21 protein-coding genes are annotated in these 24,584 nt (G+C 34.1%); 17 read left to right on the forward strand and 4 right to left on the reverse strand.

Annotated features, from left to right (window positions below; all coding sequences use genetic code 11):
• Positions 1-3 precede the first annotated feature (3 nt).
• The 6 genes from CHB80_RS15665 (at position 4) to CHB80_RS15690 (ending at position 6,077) form a co-directional block, all read left to right on the forward strand.
• Entirely contained in the window at positions 4-1,527 is a 1,524-nt protein-coding gene (locus CHB80_RS15665) for a serine hydrolase domain-containing protein (protein ID WP_089372447.1), read from the forward strand.
• A 224-nt stretch (positions 1,528-1,751) separates the two neighbouring features.
• Positions 1,752-2,159, forward strand: coding sequence for a DUF6146 family protein (locus CHB80_RS15670; protein ID WP_089372448.1), 408 nt, complete (start codon positions 1,752-1,754; stop codon positions 2,157-2,159).
• 15 nt (positions 2,160-2,174) lie between these two features.
• Positions 2,175-2,696, forward strand: coding sequence for a DUF6787 family protein (locus tag CHB80_RS15675; protein ID WP_229746934.1), 522 nt, complete (start codon positions 2,175-2,177; stop codon positions 2,694-2,696).
• 2 nt (positions 2,697-2,698) lie between these two features.
• On the forward strand, positions 2,699-3,031 hold the full coding sequence (locus tag CHB80_RS15680; protein WP_089372449.1) for a hypothetical protein: 333 nt from the start codon (positions 2,699-2,701) through the stop codon (positions 3,029-3,031).
• Positions 3,032-3,073: 42 nt separating this feature from the next.
• The gene (locus CHB80_RS15685) at positions 3,074-5,473 is read left to right on the forward strand and encodes a TonB-dependent receptor (protein WP_089372450.1); all 2,400 of its coding nucleotides are present in this window, start codon (positions 3,074-3,076) and stop codon (positions 5,471-5,473) included.
• A gap of 40 nt (positions 5,474-5,513) precedes the next feature.
• Positions 5,514-6,077, forward strand: coding sequence for a type 1 periplasmic binding fold superfamily protein (locus CHB80_RS15690; protein WP_179218188.1), 564 nt, complete (start codon positions 5,514-5,516; stop codon positions 6,075-6,077).
• A 351-nt stretch (positions 6,078-6,428) separates the two neighbouring features.
• On the opposite strand, the gene CHB80_RS15695 is transcribed toward CHB80_RS15690, so the two are convergent.
• Positions 6,429-7,259, reverse strand: coding sequence for a peroxiredoxin family protein (locus tag CHB80_RS15695; RefSeq protein WP_089372452.1), 831 nt, complete (start codon positions 7,257-7,259; stop codon positions 6,429-6,431).
• Positions 7,260-7,583: 324 nt separating this feature from the next.
• The gene (locus CHB80_RS15700; protein ID WP_308489884.1) at positions 7,584-9,299 is read right to left on the reverse strand and encodes an NAD(P)H-hydrate dehydratase; all 1,716 of its coding nucleotides are present in this window, start codon (positions 9,297-9,299) and stop codon (positions 7,584-7,586) included.
• A gap of 83 nt (positions 9,300-9,382) precedes the next feature.
• On the opposite strand from CHB80_RS15700, the gene CHB80_RS15705 reads away from it, so the two are divergent.
• The 8 genes from CHB80_RS15705 (at position 9,383) to CHB80_RS15740 (ending at position 20,194) form a co-directional block, all read left to right on the forward strand.
• Positions 9,383-10,546 carry a PD40 domain-containing protein gene (locus CHB80_RS15705; protein ID WP_089372453.1) on the forward strand — a complete coding sequence of 388 codons (1,164 nt, stop codon included), beginning with the start codon at positions 9,383-9,385 and terminating at the stop codon, positions 10,544-10,546.
• Positions 10,543-10,998 (forward strand): DUF2750 domain-containing protein, encoded by a 456-nt coding sequence (locus CHB80_RS15710; protein WP_089372454.1) that lies wholly within the window; start codon positions 10,543-10,545, stop codon positions 10,996-10,998. The genes CHB80_RS15705 and CHB80_RS15710 overlap by 4 nt, the downstream gene beginning before the upstream one ends.
• A 307-nt stretch (positions 10,999-11,305) precedes the next feature.
• On the forward strand, positions 11,306-14,161 hold the full coding sequence (locus tag CHB80_RS15715; RefSeq protein ID WP_089372455.1) for a beta-mannosidase: 2,856 nt from the start codon (positions 11,306-11,308) through the stop codon (positions 14,159-14,161).
• A gap of 225 nt (positions 14,162-14,386) precedes the next feature.
• On the forward strand, positions 14,387-16,291 hold the full coding sequence (locus CHB80_RS15720) for a flavin monoamine oxidase family protein (protein ID WP_089372456.1): 1,905 nt from the start codon (positions 14,387-14,389) through the stop codon (positions 16,289-16,291).
• Between the two features lie 114 nt (positions 16,292-16,405).
• Positions 16,406-16,984 (forward strand): GDSL-type esterase/lipase family protein, encoded by a 579-nt coding sequence (locus CHB80_RS15725; RefSeq protein ID WP_089372457.1) that lies wholly within the window; start codon positions 16,406-16,408, stop codon positions 16,982-16,984.
• A 125-nt stretch (positions 16,985-17,109) separates the two neighbouring features.
• Positions 17,110-18,417 (forward strand): T9SS type A sorting domain-containing protein, encoded by a 1,308-nt coding sequence (locus CHB80_RS15730; RefSeq protein ID WP_089372458.1) that lies wholly within the window; start codon positions 17,110-17,112, stop codon positions 18,415-18,417.
• A gap of 185 nt (positions 18,418-18,602) precedes the next feature.
• The gene (locus CHB80_RS15735) at positions 18,603-19,436 is read left to right on the forward strand and encodes a cyclase family protein (RefSeq protein ID WP_089372459.1); all 834 of its coding nucleotides are present in this window, start codon (positions 18,603-18,605) and stop codon (positions 19,434-19,436) included.
• A 119-nt stretch (positions 19,437-19,555) separates the two neighbouring features.
• Positions 19,556-20,194 carry a CPBP family intramembrane glutamic endopeptidase gene (locus tag CHB80_RS15740; RefSeq protein ID WP_089372460.1) on the forward strand — a complete coding sequence of 213 codons (639 nt, stop codon included), beginning with the start codon at positions 19,556-19,558 and terminating at the stop codon, positions 20,192-20,194.
• 86 nt (positions 20,195-20,280) lie between these two features.
• On the opposite strand, the gene CHB80_RS15745 is transcribed toward CHB80_RS15740, so the two are convergent.
• Complete coding sequence (locus CHB80_RS15745; protein WP_089372461.1) at positions 20,281-20,955, reverse strand: class I SAM-dependent methyltransferase; 675 nt, start codon at positions 20,953-20,955, stop codon at positions 20,281-20,283.
• 123 nt (positions 20,956-21,078) lie between these two features.
• Here CHB80_RS15745 and CHB80_RS15750 point away from each other — a divergent pair, with 123 nt between their 5' ends.
• Positions 21,079-21,534: a GNAT family N-acetyltransferase gene (locus CHB80_RS15750; protein WP_089372462.1), complete on the forward strand. Its 456-nt coding sequence runs from the start codon at positions 21,079-21,081 to the stop codon at positions 21,532-21,534.
• A 76-nt stretch (positions 21,535-21,610) separates the two neighbouring features.
• On the opposite strand, the gene CHB80_RS15755 is transcribed toward CHB80_RS15750, so the two are convergent.
• Entirely contained in the window at positions 21,611-22,699 is a 1,089-nt protein-coding gene (locus CHB80_RS15755; RefSeq protein ID WP_179218189.1) for a serine hydrolase domain-containing protein, read from the reverse strand.
• 227 nt (positions 22,700-22,926) lie between these two features.
• Here CHB80_RS15755 and CHB80_RS15760 point away from each other — a divergent pair, with 227 nt between their 5' ends.
• A complete protein-coding gene (locus CHB80_RS15760) occupies positions 22,927-23,880 on the forward strand; it encodes a sensor histidine kinase (RefSeq protein WP_089372464.1) in 954 nt (317 codons plus the stop codon).
• A complete protein-coding gene (locus CHB80_RS15765) occupies positions 23,877-24,575 on the forward strand; it encodes a LytR/AlgR family response regulator transcription factor (protein WP_089372465.1) in 699 nt (232 codons plus the stop codon). The genes CHB80_RS15760 and CHB80_RS15765 overlap by 4 nt, the downstream gene beginning before the upstream one ends.
• The last annotated feature ends 9 nt before the right edge of the window (positions 24,576-24,584 follow it).

Below are 24,584 nucleotides of genomic sequence, written 5' to 3' on the forward strand. Positions count from 1 at the left end.
TCAATGAAATCAAAAATCACTCTCATCCTACTTTTTACTCTTCTTTTAAATAGTTGTAAGGAAGAAAAAGAAGTTATAATCAATAATCCAACCGGTACATTTATATCAGAAATAGATCAATTAAAAGATTATTTTCAAATTCCAGGTCTAGCGGTTTTAATAAAAGAAGGAAATACGGTTATTCATGAAGACTATTTAGGGTATGCAACTATTGCAGATAGTATTCCACTAGATAAGACAACTACAATTCCAATGGCGTCCCTGACAAAAATATTTTCTGGAATTGTAATCATGCAATTGGAAGAAGAAGGGAAGCTATCACTTGATGAGGCCGTTAGTGATTATCTTCCAGAGATGGGAGTTCCTGATGATATTAAAATCAAACATATCCTCTCCCATACTTCTCAAGGAACTATAGGAAAGCATTTTTATTATAGTAGTCGTTTTGGCATCTTAACGCCTATCATTGAAAAAGCAGATGCGCAATCCTTTGAAGATGCTATTCAGAAAAGAATCATCAATAAACTTCAACTGACAAATACCTATTTACTTAAGGATTCGCTACAAATTAGTTCTCAAAACAGAAAAATAGCCGCTCCCTACTTTTTAGGAGGTGATATGAAAGATGGATTCCTTCTAAAAGAAACAAAAGATGGTTTTATAGATTATGGATTTTCTGCATCGGCAGGAATCACTTCTACCATTCAAGATTTAGGTATTCTAAGTAATGCATTAGATACCAATACACTCATTACTGAAGCATCCAAAGAAAAAATGATGACACCTTTTACCAATAATTCACCTTATGGTTTAGGCATCTTTACACAAACATTTTTAGGAGAGCAATTAATTTGGGGATATGGCCAATACGACTGTTACTCTAGTTTATTCCTTAAAGTTCCAAGCAAAAACCTAACCTATATTATAGCAGCAAATAATAATTTAATGAGTGATCCTGCACGTTTAATTAACGGAGATCTCACTACCTCTTTATTTGCGATGAGTTTTCTGAAAAATTATGTATTTCATTTTGATGAAATGCCACTTTTTGAAAAAACAGCTTCATTAACTACAATCAAAAATAATATCAATGACACTAATCGTGAGTTCTACCGTAAAAAACTAATAGCACAAGCATCTGCAGAAGCCTACATGATGCGATTTGATAATAGCTATGGTGATCATAGCAAAGCCATTTTAAAGGAATATTTCAACCTGTACTCTAATGATGAAACTAATACAGATCTGACACTTCTTTTTAATCTACAGTTTTTAAAAACAATGGCTACTATGCGTGAAGAACCTGAATTCACTGCATTTGATATGGAATATAAAAAAATAGGTACACAATTACTTTCTATAGATACTCATAATCCATATGCAAATTATTATATGGCTAATTATTATCAGACTAAAAATAGTATAGATAGTACGACCCATTTCTTTAAAAAAATAGTTGATGCAGAAAACTTCTCTCCATGGTGGTATACTAATGAAGCAAAACAATGGTTAGATAGTCAAGACTAAATAACCATTTTAAAATACCCCTATTCACTCAAGATTTTCATATCATCCTGAGTGATTTTCTTTAGGTAATATACAATCCACTCATTCAAACTACCCATTCCCTCATTTATCATTTTAGCAATCGCGTAAGTAGTATAGATTTGTTCACGACAAAAAGCAGGAATGATACTGCTTTACATTAACACAAATTTTGAACTAAAATCAGTACATTTAAGATTATTATTATGAAAAAGATACTTTACACTTTACTCCTAGCCGCCTTTATAATAGGATGTGCTACCACCAATACGAAAAATGATATTGCAAATACTGCTGGAAATGATTCCGATACCGTACGTATAGCAAATGACAGTTTAGAATTTGAAATTCTTATCATAGAACCTGGTTTTAATAATTGGTTAGTCACACAACAACCAAGAGGATATTACGAGCAGCCCTATTTAGAAAATAGAAACCTCATGCGTGTGATAGAGTATAATAATCGCGTACTTGAAAGTTCGCGATTTGATCCTAATATCTACTTACAACAAATAAATTACGAGCGAGGCGTAGATTATGGATATGAAGTGAATTATTTATTACATAATTGGTTTAATTTTTTTGAAAGACGCTATAAGCAAAAGCTACGATAGTTGTATTTTTGTTCTGTGATACAGAACATCAAAAATCGTTGGGAAATAACTCAAAATTGGCAATTCATCCATATTATTCTTGGTTTGATTGCCACTTTTTTTTCTGCATACCTCATCGCAAAAGGAATCATTACATCGTTTGCTATTCAAAATGAAACCTACTCACTAGTAGCGATTAGTATATGTACACTATTTGTAGCTTTTATTTTATTAAAAATCACATTTTGGCTATTTAAAAAACTTTATAAGCGTTGGAAAGTAACCCATCGTTGGCAATTAATTGCTATGTTTTTAGTCTTTGCTGTGACGGGATCTACAGCTGGTAAAATATCAGATCCGCTTATGGAGTTAATAGGGCTTTCAAGAGAAACTACCAATGGATGGATTTACTGGCCTGTTAGAATTGTGTTAATTTTTCCTATTTATCAAGTTTTATTAGTGATTTTTGGATGGATATTTGGTCAATACATTTTTTTTAAGGACTTTGCGATCAAAATGGCCTCAAGAATGGGGTTTGGTTTTTTATTTAAAAAATAGACTTGCGTACATTTCGTTCACATATCATAAAAAATATATCGGCAATTGCCCTTCTATTTTTCTTGTTACTACCTACAGTAGTTAACTTTTTGCATAGTGCAGAAGGACATGATCATGGTGACCGTTGCGAGAACAAATCAGACACACACGTACACGAAAAGAAGCTTGATTGCTGTCTTTGTGATGTTACACTTCAAAATAACGGCGTTTTTACTCCTACTAAAAATATCCTATTTATATCATATCAGGATATTCCTAAAAAAACTATTCATACACAAACGGTATATCTATCTGTATATCGTACTACAGAATCACGCGGTCCTCCCGCATGTTAACAATACGCTACACTACGCTTTAGATTAACAAATTTTTTATTCATGAAATTTTTCATTGTACTCTGTGCAGTTATGTACAGTAGTATGAGTATAGCACAAGACTGTACTTATACCCTTACCGGTTATGTTATTGATTTACACGACCAAGAAACACTAGCTGATGCAACACTCAGCATAGAAGAGCTAGGTAATACCATAAAAACAACTACTAAAGGAAAATACACATTTAGTAATTTATGTAATGGTGCTACCTATACGATACGTGTATCTCACCCTTTATGTAATACACAAACTATTAATGTAACCATTAATGGAAATACAGAGCGTACCATAAATATGGAACACCACTTAGAAGAATTAGGGGAAATTTCAATCACTGGAGAAGCTCAAAAAAATGGTGGAAAAACAGCTATCGAATCTCAAGTATCTAATGAAGCCATTCAAGTAAATAGTGCAGGTTCATTAGGGGATGCTTTAAACCAGTTAAGTGGTGTTTCTTCTTTAAATACAGGAAATACTGTTGTAAAACCTGTGATCCAAGGATTACATAGTAGCCGTGTCGTATTAATTACAGAAGGCACAAGACTACAAGATCAAGAATGGGGTGTAGAACACGCACCAAATGTAGATTTAAATAATGCAGGAAGTATCTCTGTAATTAAAGGAGCCGCTGGATTACAATATGGAGGTGACGCGGTGGGGGGCACCATTATTGTGAATCCAAAACGCATTCCTATTTCGGATAGTCTGTATGGAGAAACGCTTCTTACAGGAGTCACTAATGGACGTGGTGGTAGTGCCACAACTACGCTTACAAAATCTTACAATTCTGGATGGTATGCTAGTTTTCAAGGAACTTTAAAACGTTTTGGAGACTTTGAAGCACCAGATTATATTTTAAGTAATACAGGAGCCGATGAGCGTGATGCCGCAGTACGCATTGGAGTTAATAAATATTCATATGGAGTAGAAGCTAGTTATTCTATTTATAGTAATAAGTTAGGAATATTACGTTCTTCACATGTAGGAAGTGCTGCCGATCTTGCCAATGCGATCAATAGTGACAGACCTTTATTTATAGAAGACTTTACCTACGATATCAACCCTCCAAGACAAGAAGTAAAGCATCAAGTAGCAAGACTTAATGCTTATAAACGTTTTGATAATATTGGAAAGTTTAGTTTTCAATATGATTACCAACAAAACAATCGTTTGGAATTTGATATCAGACGCGATAGTGAAGATGTTCGCCCAGCTATAGATTTACAGTTACGCACGCACAGTACAACATTAGATTTTGAATATACAGCAGATAATACCGTAGAAGCCAAAGCTGGAGTATTAGCACGTACACAAACCAATTTCCCAGATCCACTCACAGGCGTACGAAGGTTAATCCCAGATTATGATCGCTTTGATTTTGGAATATACGCGCTAGCTGCAAAAACACTAGATGCATGGACAATTGAAGGAGGTATTCGCTATGATTATAACTTTATAGATGCACAAAAATTCTATCGTACGTCCTTTTGGGAAGCGAGAGGTTATGATGTGTTATTTCCAGAATTGGTTATAGAAGAAGTTGGGAATCAAATTTTAACCAATCCTGAATTTACCTTTCATAACGTATCGGCTACAGCGGGAGTTGGATATGAGTTTAATGATATCTATAATATCACAGCAAACTATTCACTAGCCAATAGAGCTCCTAACCCATCGGAATTATTTAGTGATGGGTTACATCAAAGCGCTGCTCGTATTGAGCTGGGTGATATTCGTTTTGATCAAGAAACCTCAAATAAAATTTCTGTTGCGCTTTCGCGAAAGCATAAAAATTGGTCATTTACGGTAGCTCCATTTGCCAACTTCATTTCAGACTTTATCTTGATAGAGCCTACTGGAAGTCAGCAATCCTTACGTGGTAATTTCCAAGTTTGGGAATACCGTCAGACCGATGCACGATTACTCGGGGTAGATATTGATAATGAATTTCGCGTAAGCGAGCATTTTAGTATAAATAATCAACTCTCTGTCGTAAAAGGACAGGATACTACCTTGGATGTACCATTGATTAATATCCCGCCTGTAAATACTACAAATCGCGTCACATATACCAATGAAAAATGGCACAATTTAAAAGTATGGGTAGAGAGCCAGTATGTCTTTAGACAAAATGAATTTCCTGATAATAATTTTGAAATTTTTATTGTCGAAACCGATAGCAATGTATTAGTAGATGTAAGCACACCTCCAGATGCCTATCACTTAATCAATTTAAGAGGGCAGCTTGATTTTGCAGTAAGTAACAAATCTACCTTACAAGTAGCATTAGCGGTCAATAATCTTTTTGATACTTCCTACCGAAACTATTTAAACAGACAACGCTTTTTTGCTGATGACCTTGGCAGAAATCTAAGTTTACAACTTAAAATAAACTATTAAAAATAAAACCTATTAAACAATTAAATTAAAAACAATTATTATGAAAACTATTAAATCAATGAAGACTTTTATAATCGCATTAGTAGCAGGAGTTATTGCAATTTCTTGTTCTAGCGATGATGATAATACACCAGTGGTAATTAATGAAGAAGAAGTAATTACTACGGTAAGAGTACAATTAGTAAGTACTGCTGGAAACGTAACCTTAGAAAGTGTAGACAGCGATGGTGATGACGGACCTAATGCTCCAATGATTACAATTACAGGTGATATCATGCCAAATACTACTTATGCAGGTACCGTAACTTTCTTAAATGAAACTGAAACACCTGCCGAAGATATTACTGAAGAAGTAGAAGAAGAAGATGATGAGCATCAAGTATTCTATACACCAGCTGCTGGTCTTAATATCACTACTGAGTACGGTAACTTTGATGGTGATGGAAACCCATTAGGAACGGTATTTACATTAACTACAGGTGATGCTAGTAATGGAAACTTTACGGTAACACTTCGTCATGAGCCTACAAAACCAAATACAGGTCTTGCTGATGCAGGTGGAGAAACTGATGTAGAAGTAACATTTGCCGTAACAGTGCAATAAAAATATATTTTAATAAGGAAGGCGGTTGCAAAATTAGGAACATTGTACATATCATAATTGATATATAATAACCGCCTCCTTTTAAAAATAAAATGCTCTTAGATAAAGCTATAAAACAAAAATCATTGTTAGTTATAGCATAAAAATAAATATTTTGATTAGCAAGGCGGTTACATTTGATTAGTAACCAAGAATACCGTAACCGCCTTCATTCAAAATAGCACACTATGCTATTTTTAGCTGAAATCAATTATACGCTTTCGCGAAATTTTATATCGAATTTACACTTCGGTTGAGTTGTAAAAATGACAAGTTAAGAATAATTTACTTGTTATTAATACTTCTTAATACTTACACATACTCCAAAAAGAAATCGGGTTCAGGACGTACTCTATAATTATCGGTTACATCTGCAAATTGAATAACGCCATTTCTATCTGTAATAATCACAGTAGGTAATACAGTATCACTATCATATCCCAATACTTGAAACCCAAAAGGAATGCCGTTTTTAGAAGCAATTCCTAATTGCTTAGCAGCAGTATTCTTTACATCCGTTAAAAATTGAAAGTGCAATCCATGCTTCTTTGCTAGTTTTTTTGAAAACCCATGTGGTTGCGGACTCACAAAAATCATATGTACTCCTTTTTCTTCTAACGTTTTATATTGATCTACAACTTCTTGAATTTGTGCCATACACAACGGACACCAATTCCCTCTGTAGAACAAAAAAATGGAAGGTTTTCCTATAAACGAAGTAGAAGACACCTCTTCTTTTTGATGAGTTTCTAATGTAAATGTAGGAAGTGTATTTCCTACTTGGACAACAGATGTATCTCGATTTCGAAACACCGAATACCACACGAGATATAACCACCACCCTACTATTAATAGGGATACATACACATATTCTTTAGATTCAAAAGCAGCCCTGCCAAGAATAGTCAACACAAGTCCAATCGTAATGGTTACTGTATATAAAATTAAAAACCTACCCGTGCGAGCACGTGGCATCACAAATAAACCTATAAAAAATACGACAATAGAAATTGCCATGATCATAAGACCTACAGTTCCTAATTGTGGTTCATTCTGTATAATCTCTAAATTATATCTTCCTGCCACATATAATGCGAATACTGGGAAAGCAGAAATAAAAATAGATTTAAGTAGATTTTGCATATAAGATGAATTTCAACACTAAGTAGTAGAAGTTATAGATTCATTACATTATTATTAAACACTTATATTTTTTTTGTATAAATAATATATACTACTTAGAGAATAAACTTACTCATTGTTCATTTTCTTTGCTTGTCCAAAGAAAACGAACCAAAAGAAAAGACACTTTTTCTTAGGTATTTTTTCGCATAAAGCGAAAAACCATAAATGATTTCCTGAATTTTTTCCAAGGCTTCAAAAATTCTTAACGAAAATCGTTTATTATACTTTAGAAAAAGATAATAACCCATTTAACAAGTCTTTGAGCAAACTTTTTAGTCTCTCCTACCCTTCTTCTTGTGGTGGTTGTTCTGGCTTAGCAAATAGATCCATATAAGCTCTTCCTAAAAACTCAGTAACATCACTAGCTATGAGTCCTTCAATACCATATTGGTTAATTGCAATATCGGCGGCTCTACCATGAAAATATACCCCCATCAATGCTGCTTCCATAGGGTGATATCCTTGCGCTAATAGTCCTGTAATTACCCCCGTTAATACATCACCACTTCCTGCTGTTGCCAGTCCTGGGTTTCCAGAATCATTGATGTATAGCTTCATATCATAGGTAGTAATAGTATGTGCGCCTTTCATGACAATAGCAATGTCATGCTTTTTAGCAAACTTAGCTGTCTTCTCTAATCTATCAAAATCATCTTCCCATTTCCCAATCAGGCGTTCTAATTCGCCAAAATGAGGTGTAAAAATAGACAGTGCTGGTACATCAGCTAGTAATTCAGGAATTGCCGCAATGATATTAATCGCATCGGCATCAATCACCAGTGGGTTTTTCTGTGTTTTCAAGAAATCCCCCATAGCTTTTGCCGTCTTAGAATCGGTACCCATTCCTGGTCCTATCCCAATAGCATTTGCCTTTGTTTGGAAATCTATCTCTTCAAATACTTTTCCATTAAAGTTATCGGTTTCTGTCATTACTTCTGGCAATGCCGTTTGTAAGATAGGCACCCCTATTTGTGGTATATAGGCAGTTACCATACCACTACCAGCACGCATTGCTGCTTTACTAGCAAGAATAATAGCACCCATTTTCCCATAACTTCCTCCTATAAGTAAACTATGTCCAAACATCCCTTTATGCGCAAATTGAGGACGACTACGATACATCTGAATCACCTCTTGCTTTCCAATCAATTCTACATCGGTAGCAGTAGTGGCTAGGTATTCAGGATCCAATCCAATATCTAGAATATCCCATGCCTGCATGATAGGAGCCGTATCTGGTAAAAAGAACGGTAATTTTGGCGCTTGAAAACTTAACGTAAAACGAGGCAGGATAATAACGTCCCCTTCTTGAGGCGCCATATCCATATACATTCCAGAAGGAATATCAATACTCAACACATAGGCATTAGAGTTATTAATGGCTGTAAAAAGTGCCTTCACCCAATCCTGAACTACTCTATTAAGACCAATGCCAAAAATAGCATCTACTACAATATCCTGTGGACTAATGGCTGGTAATTCATCTCCTTCATTAATCACGATAGGCCAATTTTTGGTTGCCGATTTTAATCGATCGTACGCGCCCAGAAAATCAGGAACTCTTTTGTTATTATAGTTGACCACATAGGTAGTCACATTGTAATTGTTTTCTATAAGGTAACGTGCCAGTACCATCCCATCGCCTCCATTATTTCCAATCCCACAGAATACTTTAATAGGTACTTGCCCCCCTTTAAGGCGTTCGTTCACCCATTCATAGATATATCCTCCTGCACGTTCCATCAAATTAATAGACGGAATTCCTTCCTTTTCTACCGTTACTTTATCGGCTTCGTATATCTGTGCTCTGCTATATATTTTCATGGAAATGTTCTTTCTTTTATAGATTAAAAAATCGCTACGATCTCTTTGTTGTAAAAATACTACTTTTTTGGAGCTCTCTGGGGGTTGTTTTCTATACGCTTTCGCGAAAGCGTATACAGATAGACATAAAAATAACCATAACTCAATAACATACACATTAGAAATTCCTAACAAAATATAGTATCTTTTTACCCAATCCATTTCAAATACAAAATCATTAAACACTATATCTCAAAACATAAAAAGAGAATTCCCTAATGACCAACCGTTTTCTAGCATTCATCTTCAGTATTCTATTGATAGCTTGTCAATCGCCTATTGAACCTGTTGACTATCTTGGGCAAACACAACCCGATACTATTCCTGTAATTTTTGCGCCCGATATCATTTCTGTAAAAGGGAGATTAGAACATGGTATTTCATTTACACCAGATACAAAAGAAGTTGCCTTTGGCATATTAGATAAAGACAATTTTAGTGGTGATATAATGTATGCTAAAAAAGAAGATAAGCATTGGCCTACTCCTACCATTTTTGAGCCGTTAAAAAACGAAAGTGTATTTCTTCCCTATTTTTCTCCAGATGGAACATCATTGATTTATGCAAAAAGTAAAGCAGATTCTATCAATTATGTCACTGATATTTGGAGGCTTACCAAGAATACAAATACATGGAATCACCCTCAAAAAATCAAAGGTCCTATAAACACCACAACGAGAGAGGCTTCAGCTTGTATGGCATTAAATAACACCCTATACTTTTCATCAAATAGAGATCAAAGCGGTCTCGCCGATCTCTATGTTACATCACTAGATAATGGCACCTACACACATGCCAAACGTATAGATGCGATATGCTCAGGAGGTGATGAAGAGAGTATTTATATCGCTCCAGATGAGCGTTATATTATTTTTAGTAGATACAGCAGCGTAGAAAAAGGACCCGATTTATGGATCAGTTATCAAGATGCTAAACATAATTGGACAAAACCCAAATTATTAGATACAACCATCAATACTACAAATTGGGAAAGAAGACCCTTTGTCTCCAATGACCAAAAATTTCTGTTTTATACTACACTCACTTTTAACGAATCCGTAATGACCGAATCGGATATTTATTGGGTAAGCACTCAAAATATCTTTACCCCTTATGTTTTTAATCCGATTAGAGAAAAAACGATCAAAGTTGGAGAGGAAACAAAAATAATACTACCGTCAGATTATTTTAAAGATATTGATGATGATCAATTAGAAATTCGTCTTAACAATGAACCTATAGATGGGATTACATTTGATTCGAAAAATAGAACATTGATCATAACGCCAAAAGAGGTAGGTGAATTAGAATTGATTTTGACTGCTACCGATTCATTTTCAAACAAAACAGATGATATCTTAAAAATTAGTGTTAAGGAATGATTCAAGATACTGCACACATCGAAAAACGATATCTACGATTTATAAAAACAATTAGTGAATCTGAAATTGTTTATGCCCTTAAAAACAAAAATGGGTTTGCTACTTCAAGTTCAATACATTTTGAAGATGACAAAGGGTTTCCCATTGGATTGATATGTTTTTGGGCTGAAAAAGCATTCGCAAAGTCCTGTATAAAAGAAGATTGGGCAACGTATAAAGTAATCAAAATTCATCTATCTGATTTTATGGAGAACTGGTGTATTGGAATGGAAAATGATGGACTTCTCATTGGAGTAGAGTTTGATCAAAACATGTTTGGATATGAAGCAGAACCTTTAGAAACAATTCTTGATATCACTACTACTTTAAAAACACTAGGAAAGGATTTAATCTTTAAAAAATTTACAAGTGTAACTGATTTAGACCAACAAGTAAAAGAAATTTTAGAATAAAAACGGACGGCTTCCTGTATACGCTTTCGCGAAAGCGAGTTTACGAGATTCACGACCAAAAGGGAGAGCGCAGCGGTAAAGCGTATAACATAACAATTAAAACATATCAACGCCCCATTACAGCCATAAATGAGTAACTAAATATCTTTTACTCAAATACTCAAAATCAATATTTTAATTTCATATTCCAAAATATTATAAGTACTCATCTAGAATACTTTTAAATACATTTCTTCTTTTCTTAGGTTGAGCATTTTATTTAGTGTACTTTCAAAATCCTTTAAAAAAACCATCCTAAAAATTCTTTATGCCAAATTCTATTATACGAGTTCAACCCAAAATAGGTCAGCCACAACTTTTAAATTCTGAAACTATACCTTGGCAACTCGTAAAAGATACCATTACTTCTTCTGAAACAGAAAAAACAGTAGCCATCAAAAAACAAGGGATTTCATATTCGTCACATGGAATTGAGTCCGAAAAAAGTATTCCTGTAGCTGTCCCTGGCACTATACTAAATGCTGTATTAAGGGATAAAGATTGGCTTAAAACCAATATACTAAACCAAGAACAGTTAGTAAAAGAAGGTAAAACTGTACATACTGATTTCTTCGATCCTTTTTTTGATACCAATCAGCAATTTATACCCGATATATTTGACAAAGGCATTGAATTTTACACCTATTGGTATTACGCAGAATTTTCTTTAAAAAATGTAGCATCAAATCAACGCTTTTGGTTGAATTTTAGGGGTCTTAATTATACCGCAGATGTATTTGTAAATGGGGTTCAAAAAGGAACCCACTTACAAGGGATGTTTTTACGAAATTCATTTGATATTACTGATTGTCCAAGTAAAGACGGTGTATATAGAGTTGCCGTTCGAATTGAACCACCATCCACCCCTGGAAAACCAACTTTAGCTAATAATGGAGGGGTTCTTAGTGTACCTAATATTGGAGAATGTGTTACTATGCGCCATACGGTAGGTTGGGATTGGACTATTTCTATTCCAGATAGAAGTACAGGAATTTGGGATCAGGTATCGCTTACTACGACCAAAACATTAGTGATCAAACATCCTAAAGTAACAACAAAAATTAAAGGAACGACAGCTATAGTGACTATTCAGACACAAGTATATAATCCAACTAACGAGCAACAAACAGGATTTATAAGCTATGAATTGGATGGAAAAACACATCAGAAATCAGTAACGGTTGGTGCTGGAAAAACATTACAAATTGACTTCCCGCCTCTTGATATAATCAATGCTCGTTTGTGGTGGCCTCATGGAACTGACCCTATAAACCCAGAAAACAAGCCTGAGTTATACGAGCTTAATATATATGCTAGTACAACAAAAGAAATGAATGCTGCGTCGCTTTCAGATCAACATACCATAAACATTGGAATGCGAGAGTTTTCAAATGAATTGGTCAAAGTTGCAGTTCCAAATGATACAACTGGCGAGAAGACAAGAAATAGTCGTCAATTTCTTGTAAATGGATTACCTGTCATGATTCGTGGTGGAAATTGGATGGGAATGGATACCTTATTTAGAAATAATGCAACGCGTTATAAGAATGAAGTCCGTATGCACAAAGAAATGAATTTAAACTTAATTCGTGTTTGGGGAGGTGGACATATTGAGCGTCCAGAATTTTATGAAGCTTGTGATGAATTAGGAATTATGGTGATGCAAGAATTCTGGTTTTCTAGTGAATTTATATATGAAGATTCTGAAATACCAGAAAACTATAAAACTACATGTACCCAATGCGCTATAGATACCATACAGATGTTAAGAAATCATACAAGCTTACTGTTTTGGTGTGCCGCTAATGAATCAAAACCTCCTACATCTTTACTTACAGAATTAGAAAGCTATATAGGAGAAAAAGAAGAGGCTTTATATGATACTACCCGACTGTTAGTTCATAATTCTTTAGATATAAATGGAAATGGATACCCTGGTACAGACGGACCATATGGGATTTTAGAACTGAACAATTATTTTAAATGGTTGCCTGACGGATATACCAATTCGTTCAATCCAGAAATAGGGTCTTTAGGAATCCCTACGGTAGAAAGTATTCAAAGAATGATTCGAGCAGAAAATTTAACATCAGTACCTGAAGAGTATGCAGTCTTTAAGAAAACAGGCAAAAACCATCCCATCGTAAATGAAAGTTGGAAACAATTAAAATATAGTCAGTATATGATTGATCATAATGTGCCAAAGCCTAGCGATCAAATCTACACATATGGAACCCCAAAAGATATCGAGGCCTATTGTGAACGCGCACAACTTGTTAATCACCTACATTATAAAGAACTATGGGAAGGTTATTTATTGCATATGAAGGAATGGTATACTGGATTAATTATTTGGAAATCTCAAGGTTGTTGGACGGGTGTAAGAGCGAAGTTATACGATTGGTTTTTAGAACAAAACGGAGGTTTTTGGGGAGTAAAAACCGCTTGCGAACCTATACACGTACAACTAAATTTAGAAAATTATCCTACAGCAACTAGTTATGACGTACATGTTGTAAACCAAACAACCCATGAGTATAAAAACCTCAATCTTCACTGGGAAATTTATGATGTAAAAGGCAGCATTGCATCAAAAACAGTTCCTGTAAAAACGGAAGATGGCACCAATACCGTGTGTAAAACTAGTACTACTAAAATTGCAACTTTAACAATTAAAGATCTACTTACTTCATTAGACCCTGACCTATACTTTGTTATTTTAAAATTGGTAAATGGACAGAAAACAATGTCTCGAAATTTTTATTGGTTGAGTAAAAGTGGAGACTATCTACCGTTGGATGCCTACAGTACAGCATCACTAACTTATACTGCAAAAGGTCAAAAAACAACCCAAGGTAATTATACATTGCAAACAACATTTAAAAACAATAATGATCAACTCTCTTTTTGGAATCGTTTGCAAGTTAGAAAACCAATTAAATCTAGTGAAGACATACGCGTATTACCTGTATTTTATGAAAAAAATTATTTCTCTCTATCAAGTCAAGAACAGCTATCCATTGGTATTGAATTTCAGCACGATCAAAAAGAAGGAATTCCAGAACTATGGATCAGAGAATGGAATCAAAAATGGGTACAAATACCTATCAATTGGGGGAAATAATAGTAAACGAATAGATTTTCTAGCGAAGTTCTGAAAAAAGGGGGTGAAAATGTAATACAAGGTTTATAGAGATATACGCTTTCGCGAAAGCGAGTTTACGAGATTCACGACCAAAAGGGAGAGCGCAGCGGTAAAGCGTATAAATGCATAAAAAAACACGTAAAAACCCTTGATACTCTTCATTATCAATTATGTATGTTTAAGAAATCATAAAACATACATCCCATGGCACAATATAAAAGTCGTAAAGAGTTTCTTCAGGATAACCCTAGAGCTACCGCTTTTGCAGCATTAGCAGAAGCTACGCGTCAGCAAAATGAAATTACAGACAAAGCAATACCACTTAAACCGGGACAGCTTAAAGATAAAGAAGTAATTATTGTAGGTTCTGGTGTAGGCGGACTTACCACTGCCTATGAATTATTAGCACAAAAATCGGGTGCTAAAGTCACCGTTTTAGAAGCGCAAAACAGAACTGGCGGACGCTGCTTAAGTTTGCGAACTGGAGATGTGTTAACCGAAGATGCAAATAGCAAATTATTTGATTCAGAACCAGGAGAGCCTCAAGTAGTGCGTTTTAAAAGACCTACAGGCGATGCAGAACCTTATTTAAATGCAGGACCTGGACGTATCCCTAGTAGTCACAAACGATTGCTACATTATCTTAAAAAATTCTCTGTAGAGGTAGAAGTATATATCATGAATTCTGAATCTAACCTCGTACAAAAGGATAAAAGTTTTGGTGGAGAAGCAATGGTATACCGTCGCTTAGATCACAATACACGTGGTTGGTTAGCACATATGGTATATGAAGAGGCAGATAGATTACTTCGTAATCCTAAACTGGGAATTAACCAAGATCAAATAAAAAATAGAGTTGAAGAATTACAGAGCTTAATGATTAGTTTTGGAGAGTTAGATGCAGATGGAAAGTATGCGGCTACGGCAGGAACACCTGGATTTGAAGATGGTAAAACTCGTGCAGGATATAAAGAATTGCCAGGAGTTGCCGCAGGAATTGTGGCTGACGTTTTGAGTTTTGATAGCTTACTAGAATCAAAGTTTTGGGAAAGTACTCGTTTTTATCAGCCTGTAGATTTTTTATGGCAACCCACCCTATTTCAGCCTGTAGGCGGAATGGATCAAGTACAGCATGCGTTTGCACAACAAGTAGCTGCGCTAGGTGGAGATATTCATTTAAACAGTCCTGTAAAAAAGATAGATTGGTGTGAAGACACCAAGAAATTTAAAGTTTATGTAAGTCAAGTAGGTACCGAAGATGTTATTGAATACAAAGCAGACTATTGTGTATGTAATCTTGCAATGCCGTTTTTAAAAGGAATTTTATCAGAATCTTTGATGAGAAAAGGAAAGAGTGGTTTTGAAGGTCGATTTAAAGATGCACTCCATGCAGTATATGTGGCACAATTCACTCCTACCAAGGCACCTGGGTACAAACCTAGAAAAGATAAATATGTCCCACATTTTCTAGCCAATACTACAAAAGTAGGGTGGCAAGCAGATAGGCATTTATGGCAAGGAAGCCCTATCAATCCCGCTACGGGGTCTGTAGAAGATTCAGAGGTTGGAGTTGTGCCAATTTTTGGAGGTATCTCATGGACCGATAATGATATCCAACAAATTTGGTATCCATCTACGGCATATCAAGATAAAAAAGGGGTACTCACGGGTGCTTATAATTTTGATAAAATAGCACACAAATGGGGGAAAATGCCTATTAAAAAAAGATTACATCATGCACGAGAACACGCAAAAAAATTCAATGAAAAATTTGGAGAAGGATTAGATGATGGCCTTGCCATTGCATGGCAAAACATGCCTTATATAAAAGGAGGGTGGGCGTATTGGCAAGCAGTGGGCGAATCAGAGTATGCCACAAATCAATATAATGCGATCTCTCAGGGATCAGGGATTTATGATGAAAATAGTGATACATATAGTATCCCATGCTTCTTTATTGTAGGAGATCAAATTTCATCTTTACCAGGTTGGCAAGAAGGTGCGATTGCTGCCGCTATTAAAGTAATTAGTCGTATGGCAAAACCAGAACTGGAAATTGCACCGCTAAAACGTTTACCAGATACACGTTTAATGGTAGAAGGTATTTAATAGTATACGTGCTATACGTATGACAAACGAATACTAAAAATGCGATGTAGAAACAATCTACATCGCATTTTTAATTATATCCAATAGAGACGTTATCTTTAACAAAAACAAAGAATGCGTCAAGACAGAATCGTTTGTATAGGTGATAGCTTAACAGCTGGATATGGTGTTCAAACACATCATAGATGGAGTCATTTATTAAGTTGTGATTTAAATATTGACGTCATTAATAGCGGTATCTCTGGAGACACTACCGCTGGTATGCTCGCTAGATTTCATGAAATGGCTATTAAACACAATCCCTCGCATATTATTATTACAGGAGGAACCAACGATTTGTTTTTAAATCTTTCAGACAACATCATAGTAAGTAACATTCTTGCTATGACAAGATATGCTAAGTATCATGGTATTACTTCAATTATTGGGATTCCTACTCCATTTTTTAATCAAGAAATGAATGCAGACGAAAATCAATTTAATGATGATGCTAGTGTAAGTAAACGCATTTTCTCATTTCAAGAAATATTAAAGCAATATGCTTTGAATGACAATCACCCAATTATTGACTTTACTATACATATGACGCCAGATCTATTCTTAAAAGACGGACTCCATCCTAATGAAAAAGGACATCGAATAATGGCTGAAAATGCAAAAGCAAGTTTGAATAATTATTTTAATCATATCTAAATATTTATTTAACTAATAAAGTAAATACACCATTATCTTCAAGAAGATCATGATACATGACTCATTTTACATCATAAATTAATTATATTTGATTGCCCTCATTTTATTAACTAACATACCTACTTATGAAAAAATCACTACTTTTTTTCATTATAATCTCGTGTGTAATAAATTCGTCAGCGCAAGAGCATTTAATAGAAATTCATCCAGAGGGCAGAGTGGCTTCATTATTAATGGAACCATCAGAATACAACAATTGGATTATTAATGATGAATTCAATAACGCCTCAATTAGACATGCCCTTTTTCAAGATATTTATCAATTCTTTGGAGATGATTTTGACTTTGTCTTTTTAATCTTAAATGAAGATACCCGTCCTAACAACCTTCCTTTTGGTCAACTAATTAATGTATCGAATGCTATTGAAGGCATTGGTAAAAATATATTTGATAATAGTTCCAACTACGGTTCTAATGGTCAATTAAAAGCAGTCATGCATCTAACAAGAAGAGATTATTTAAGAGCTGGACCATCGTTACATGAAATTATGCATAATTGGGGGAATTCTGGAATTTATACGGAATCAGTATCTACTACCGGAGACGATCTCACTTCATTTCCCTATATACCACATTGGGGTTTTACAGGAGGAAGTAATAAAGGGCAATTAGGAGGTTTTAGTCAAAGTACTCTTATTGAAAATGGTGGAAACTCATATACTGTCGAAGATTTTGGACCTAATGCAAATGGAGGTAATTCTGTTCCTTATTCTCAAATGGAACTCTATCTTATGGGTATGATTCCTATTACTGATGTTGACCCCTTTGATGTTTTTACAGATATTACATCTTTATCAGTAACTCCGCCAGATGATCCTGATGAATTTCATTTTGAAGCAAATGATAGAACAACCTATACCCCAGCACTTATAGAATCTACTTTAGGTACTAGGACTCCTTCTTATATAGATTCTCAAAAAGATTTTAAACTTTTAGTGTTAATTTTAACCGATACTCCTCTTAGTACAAACCAATGGGATTTAGTAAATGATCATTCTGAAAAATTTGGAAGGCCTGCATCTGATGATGCCTCCCACACTAATAATTTTTGGGAAGCTACTAATGGGATTGGTACTTTAGAAACAGGTAATTTATTTGATTCTTTAGGTATTGATCATAGTGTCACCAGTAGCGATATAGAAATATACCCCATTCCTACTAAGGATAACATCTTGATAACATTTAATGACCAGGTAAATATTACATCTACTTTGTTATATAATGTATTAGGTCAAAAAATAGGAGCTTATGAGTTTAAAGGTTCTTTAAATCAGAATAATATCGATATGAGCAATTACCCTTCAGGAGTCTACTATCTTACATTTATAACTAATAAAAATCAAATCGTTACAAAAAAAATTATCAAAAATTAGAGTATCATATCACACACATTAAACAGATAGCATATATTGATAGTAAATCATATAAGAAGGATGTATCACTAAAAAACTTTGGTAACGTAATAACTAACATAGAATTAAAAAAGAGTATATATTTTATACCTATACCTAGTACCTCCCATCATTTCTAAAACCATAATCTAAAAAATTCAACACACATGAAAACACGTATAGTATTGATGTTACTAGGTATTAGCTTAGTAAGTTCCTGTAAGAACACATCTCCATCATCTGAAGGCACCACTGAAACAACACCAAAAAAAGTCGAAGTCTCAGAAAGAAAAATCATCGATTTATCTCATACCTATTCTGATGAAACTGTATATTGGGTAACAGCAAAAGAGTTTCGTTTAGACACTGTTTTTGAAGGGCAAACGGATAAAGGATATTATTATTCTGCCTATAATTTTAGTACTGCAGAACATGGTGGAACACATATAGATGCTCCAATTCATTTTGCAGAAAAAGGCCAAACAGTCGATGAGATTCCTCTTGAAAAATTAATGGGGTCTGCTATAAAAATTGATGTATCTAATAACGCATTTAATAATCCTGATTACTTAATCACTATAGATGATTTAAAAGCATGGGAAGCCAAAGAAAAAACTCCTATCCCAGATGGGAGTATTGTTTTATTACAAACTGGATTTTCAAAATATTACCCTAATAAGGTAAAATATATGGGAACTGATGAACGTGGAGAAATTGCTGTTAAAAAACTTCATTTCCCTGGACTTTCTCCTGAAGCAGCAAAATGGCTCGTAGAACAACGTACTATTAATGCCATAGGAATAGACACACCAAGTATTGATTATGGGCAGTCTGAATATTTCAAAAGTCATGTCATTCTACTTTCTAAAGATATCCCTGCATTTGAAAATCTAACCAATCTTGACCAATTACCCAATCGTGGATTTGAAGTCATTGCACTACCTATGAAAATTCAAGGAGGAAGTGGCGCACCATTACGAATTGTAGCAGTAATAAAATAACAGCATCACACTTGATCGATTCATGTATCGCTTCAAAACAGTAACTTATATTGTAAATCAAAGACATATCATACATTATACTGTATAGAAGTATTCGTAATATTAAAATATAACGATCAATGATGTCAAGAAAATTATTAGAAATTATAGCAGTCTTTCTAACAGCTATCGGAAAATTTGTGTTCATGGATTATTTAGAATGGAGATTCCCATATGTAGTGGGAGCTTCTCTTTTCTGGTTACTCTATATCATATACCGTTGGAGAGTTACTCCAGAAATCTTTAAAAATTGGGGATTTCGAAAAGATAATTTTAAAGAGGTTTTAAAAATCGTGTTGCCTTTTGGCATTATGGGTATACTCACTATGATTATCATTGGTAGTATCCAAGGAACCATAAACATCACATGGCATATCATTCCTATTTTTATAAGTTATCCTATTTGGGGTACGATTCAACAGTTCTTATTAATCGCACTTTTAGCTGGAAATTTAAGTGATTTAAACATCCCAAAACTTAGTAAGCCTATCATCATTTTAATAGCTGCACTTATGTTTGCTGGCGTACATTATCCATTTTGGTGGTTAATTATTGCTACGTTTATCCTTGCCATATTTTATGGTTATGTTTATTTAAAAAAACGAAATGTGTATGTATTGGGTCTTTTTCATGGTTGGTTAGGAGGTCTATTTTACTATACAGTGATGGATACCGATCCCTTTTTAGATACCTTTGGAAAACTCATTTATGGTTCATAAGGCTTTGCTTTCGCGAAATCGAATTTGAGAGACCTGCCTGCCGGCAGGCAGGTTCACAACCAAAAGGGAGAGCGTAGCGTTAAAGCTTAAAAAAGCGTATACAAACTAGTGACAATAATTCCTTTAGAGTTAGGTAATATAACAGACGAGATCACTTTTCTCTCTTTTACTTTAAAATAAAACGGAGCAGCTACGATATCTAAACCACTCTGCATCTTTAATCGGGTGCCTTGTCCGGCAATGATATCTTTATTAGGAATAAAATCCCCTTCAGGAAGGTGTTCTGTAAGAATTACATATCTAAACGATGTTAGCTTCACAAGAATTCGTTGTACCTCAGCATTGGATAGGTGTTGTAATACCTGTCGTACAATAGCACAATCACCCAAAGGCAAATCATCCTGAGAAATATCTAAGCAATGAAATTCTACCTGTGCAGTTTTAAACGTTTTTTTATGGTGTACAATAAGGTCAGAAACAATATCTATGGCATAGTACTTCTTTGCATATGGTATCAATTCTTTTCCTACATTAAAATCGCCACAGCCTAAATCACATACAATAAGAGGTGTTTCAAAAGAAGTCAAAAATGAAGTGATAGCATTTATATAGGGCTGTATAATCAATGGGTCATGAGAACCTTCGCCAGAATAATAAGTCACTTCCCCACCCCATAGATTTTTATCATAAATCTGCTCCATAGCATCTTTTGTAGGCCAAGGTTTCTTTTCTTTTTTAATGTTAGCATGTTCTTTACTCATACATACAAATCTATACCCTTTTCTATGTTTACATTTTTACCACACATCCAATCATTCTAAAATTAGTATATCTTTATTATTTTTATGAGAAGGTGTTATCTCATTACGTATGAAATATAAAAAATGAAAATAGAATTAATCACTAAGGATCATATTTTTTTAGAAAAAGGTATTGCCTATTTCTGGAAACAATGGGGAAGCGAATCCAACTTTGATTTCTACAAAGATTGTATTGAAAACTCTCTCTCTATTGATAACGCACTCCCAAAGTTCTATCTCATGATAGAAAAAAATACAATTATAGGTTCCTATGCTTTATTAACTAATGATATTATAAGCAGACAAGATCTCATGCCTTGGTTTGCCTGTTTATATGTAGATAAAGCCTATAGAAATCAAGGAGTCGCCAAAAAACTCCTAACCCACGGCCTGAATGAATCATCCAAAAAAGGATATGACACCCTATACCTTTGTACAGATCTAGAGGGTTTTTATGAAAACAGCGGGTGGATATATTATGCCACTGGATACAATGTAAATGGGGATAAAACTAAAATCTATTCTCAAAAAACGGTATAAACAAATAGTCTCTTCTAAACATAAATAAAAGTGAATCCCTACGACTAGAAATTCACTTTAGATAAGATATTCTCTATTAATGATTAGAACGCCATTGTGCCCAATCTTTCATACTTCCAAACAATACCTTCTTTCCTGCCGAACCATTGGTAAGTACAATTATTCCTGACTTTGAATCAAAATCAAGCATAAATCCTGATTGCCAACCTTGATTAGAACCGCCATGTCCAGAAAGTGTAAAATCTCCAAAACGATTCATCACCATATAGCCCATTCCATAATTTCCTCGTGATAACTCTGTAGGAGCAATTAATAATGCAATACTCTTTTCTGATAAGACAGGGTTTGTTGATAATGACGCTTTCGCGAAAAGAATTAAATCCTCTATAGTTGTGTGTAGTCCTGCTGCTGCTTGCGCATTAAAGAGACGTAATGGGATTTCATTTCCCTCATCATCATAGCCTCTAGCCGATGTTTTCAAAATTTGTTGATCAATCGAAAAACTTGTATGCTTCATTTTTAAGGGTTTAAAAATAGTTTTCTCCATATAGCTCGCAAATGATTTGCCACTCACCTCTTCTATTACCAATTGTAAAACTGTATAACCGCCTCCAGAATATTTCCAAGTAGTTTCAGGTTGCATAATTAATTTCACCTGTTCTTCTTCTCTTGTACTTCCATTTAAACAATCTACCAAAGAACTTAGCTTATCCTTACTTTCATATCCAGGATATCCATGTACAGATAAACCAGCCGTATGTTGTAATACATTTCTAATGGTTACTTTACGAGCATCATATTCACTAGATGGTAACTTCCATTTTGAAATATACGTTGAGACGGGAGTATCTAAATCTATTGTTCCATCTTCAACCAATTTCATAATCCCCCAAGCAGTAAACATTTTGGATATAGACCCTATATTAAACCCTGTCATTGTCGTAACCATTTCTTTATTGGAAACATCAGAATATCCGTACCCTTTCTTAAGAATAACTTCTCCATTTTTAATAATAGCAACAGCCAGCCCAGGCACATGGTTTGCTTCTAAAGCTTTTGGAGTATTTGTGTCAAAGGTTTTAAGAAGGTCGTCTTTTGAGGTATGTTGCGCACTTATAATAAAGGGCATCATAACTAATAAGAATAATGTAATACGTGTTTTCATTTTTGTTTTTTTATAAATTCTATACAAACATATCATCAGAAACCAACGCTCTTAAATATTTATGACAAACATCGTAAGCCATTTGACAAAAAATCAATTTCGCAATGTATACGTCGTTTACCCAGTTTTTTAAACCGTTTACAATCACATATGGTGAGTTAATCAAATAAATACTCGATTCGTAAAATCATCAGATAGTTTTGAGGTCTAAACTTTAATATATTTGAATGATGACTTTAAAAAAAGTAACTATAGGATCGGCGTTATTATCTCTAATGATCATCATCTTGATGATTATTTTTAGAGATACAAAAAGTGAATTATTTACAATGCTATCTATTGCATTAGGCGCTACTATCTTTTTTACGCTTTTATACTATCTCTACACCACAGAAAGAATAAAACAGAATACCCCAAAAACTACGTACAAATATCTCTTCTTTGCGATAAGTATTCCATTTTTGATTTTTGCTATTGATGTAACAGAAGAATCTGAAGGTTTTTTAAAAGAAGCCATTAGAGTTCTTTTAGCCCTTGAAATAGGGTATTTAATTTTCTCTTGGGTTTTTACAGAATGGAAAAATATTCAAACACTCAAAAACGAAAAAGCAAAAGCTGAATTATCATTATTAAAAGAACAAATCAATCCGCATTTTTTCTTTAATACGCTTAACAACCTCTATTCTTTGATAAAAAAAGATTCAGATGCTGCACAAGAATATGTGCTTCAATTATCTGACTTAATGCGCTTTACCATTTATGATAGCGCCAAAGAGAAAGTATCGCTTCAACAAGAAATAAACTATTTAAATAATTTCATTGAATTACAAACGGCACGCTATCATAAAGATATTGATATTAATTTCGTGAAAACGATTCAAAACTCTGACACTAAAATTGCGCCCTTGTTATTTATAGTCTTACTAGAAAATGCATTTAAACATGGGGTAGAGCAAATAACAGAAAATGCATCTATACATCTAGAATTAATTGAAAACCAGCATAACATCCTTTTTACGATTAGAAATAACTTTGATACAGAACAATTTTCAAAAAACGAAGGCATCGGACTCAAAAACCTAAAAGAACGTTTAACTTTAGTCTATCCAAATCGACATCAATTAAACTGTACAATTGAAGAAGATATCTATACGGCAACTTTAGAAATCATAAAACAATGATCAAATATATAATTGTAGATGACGAAACGGCTTCGCATGATATTATAAAAGAATACGCTGCAAGTGTCTCCTATTTATCATTCCAAACGAGTTGTTACAATGCATTTGAAGCTATTGAGTATCTTACTAAAAACAATATTGATCTTATCTTTTTAGATATTAATATGCCTAAGCTATCGGGTTTTGATTTCTTAAAAACGCTTTCCAATCCGCCTAAAATTATTGTTACTACGGCCTATAATGAATATGCTTTAGAGGGATACGAACTAAATATTGAAGACTATCTCTTAAAGCCTTTCCATTTTTTGCGTTTTATGAAAGCTGTAAATAAAGTGTACGAAGCATCGACACCTTCTTCCAAACGTATTCAAGATACAATCACACCAGATAGTGCTACGATTTTCATCAAAGAAGAGAAAAAGTATCATCAAATTAGTTTAAGCAATATCCTTTTTATTGAAGCATATGGAAACTATACAAAAATTCATATGACCGATAAACTGATTGTTTCGCATCAGACATTATCCTCTTTTACACAAAACTTACCAGAGAATCAGTTTATAAGAGTTCATAAATCTTATATAGTGTCTATTCCTAAAATTGAACTCATAGAAGGAAATAGAATTCTTATCAAAACACATAAAATTCCAATAGGTAAAATGTATAAACTAAATGTCGACAAATTACTTTCATAGATGCTAAAA

The organism is Dokdonia pacifica (genome assembly GCF_900188275.1).
Taxonomy (GTDB): Bacteria; Bacteroidota; Bacteroidia; order Flavobacteriales; family Flavobacteriaceae; genus Dokdonia; species Dokdonia pacifica.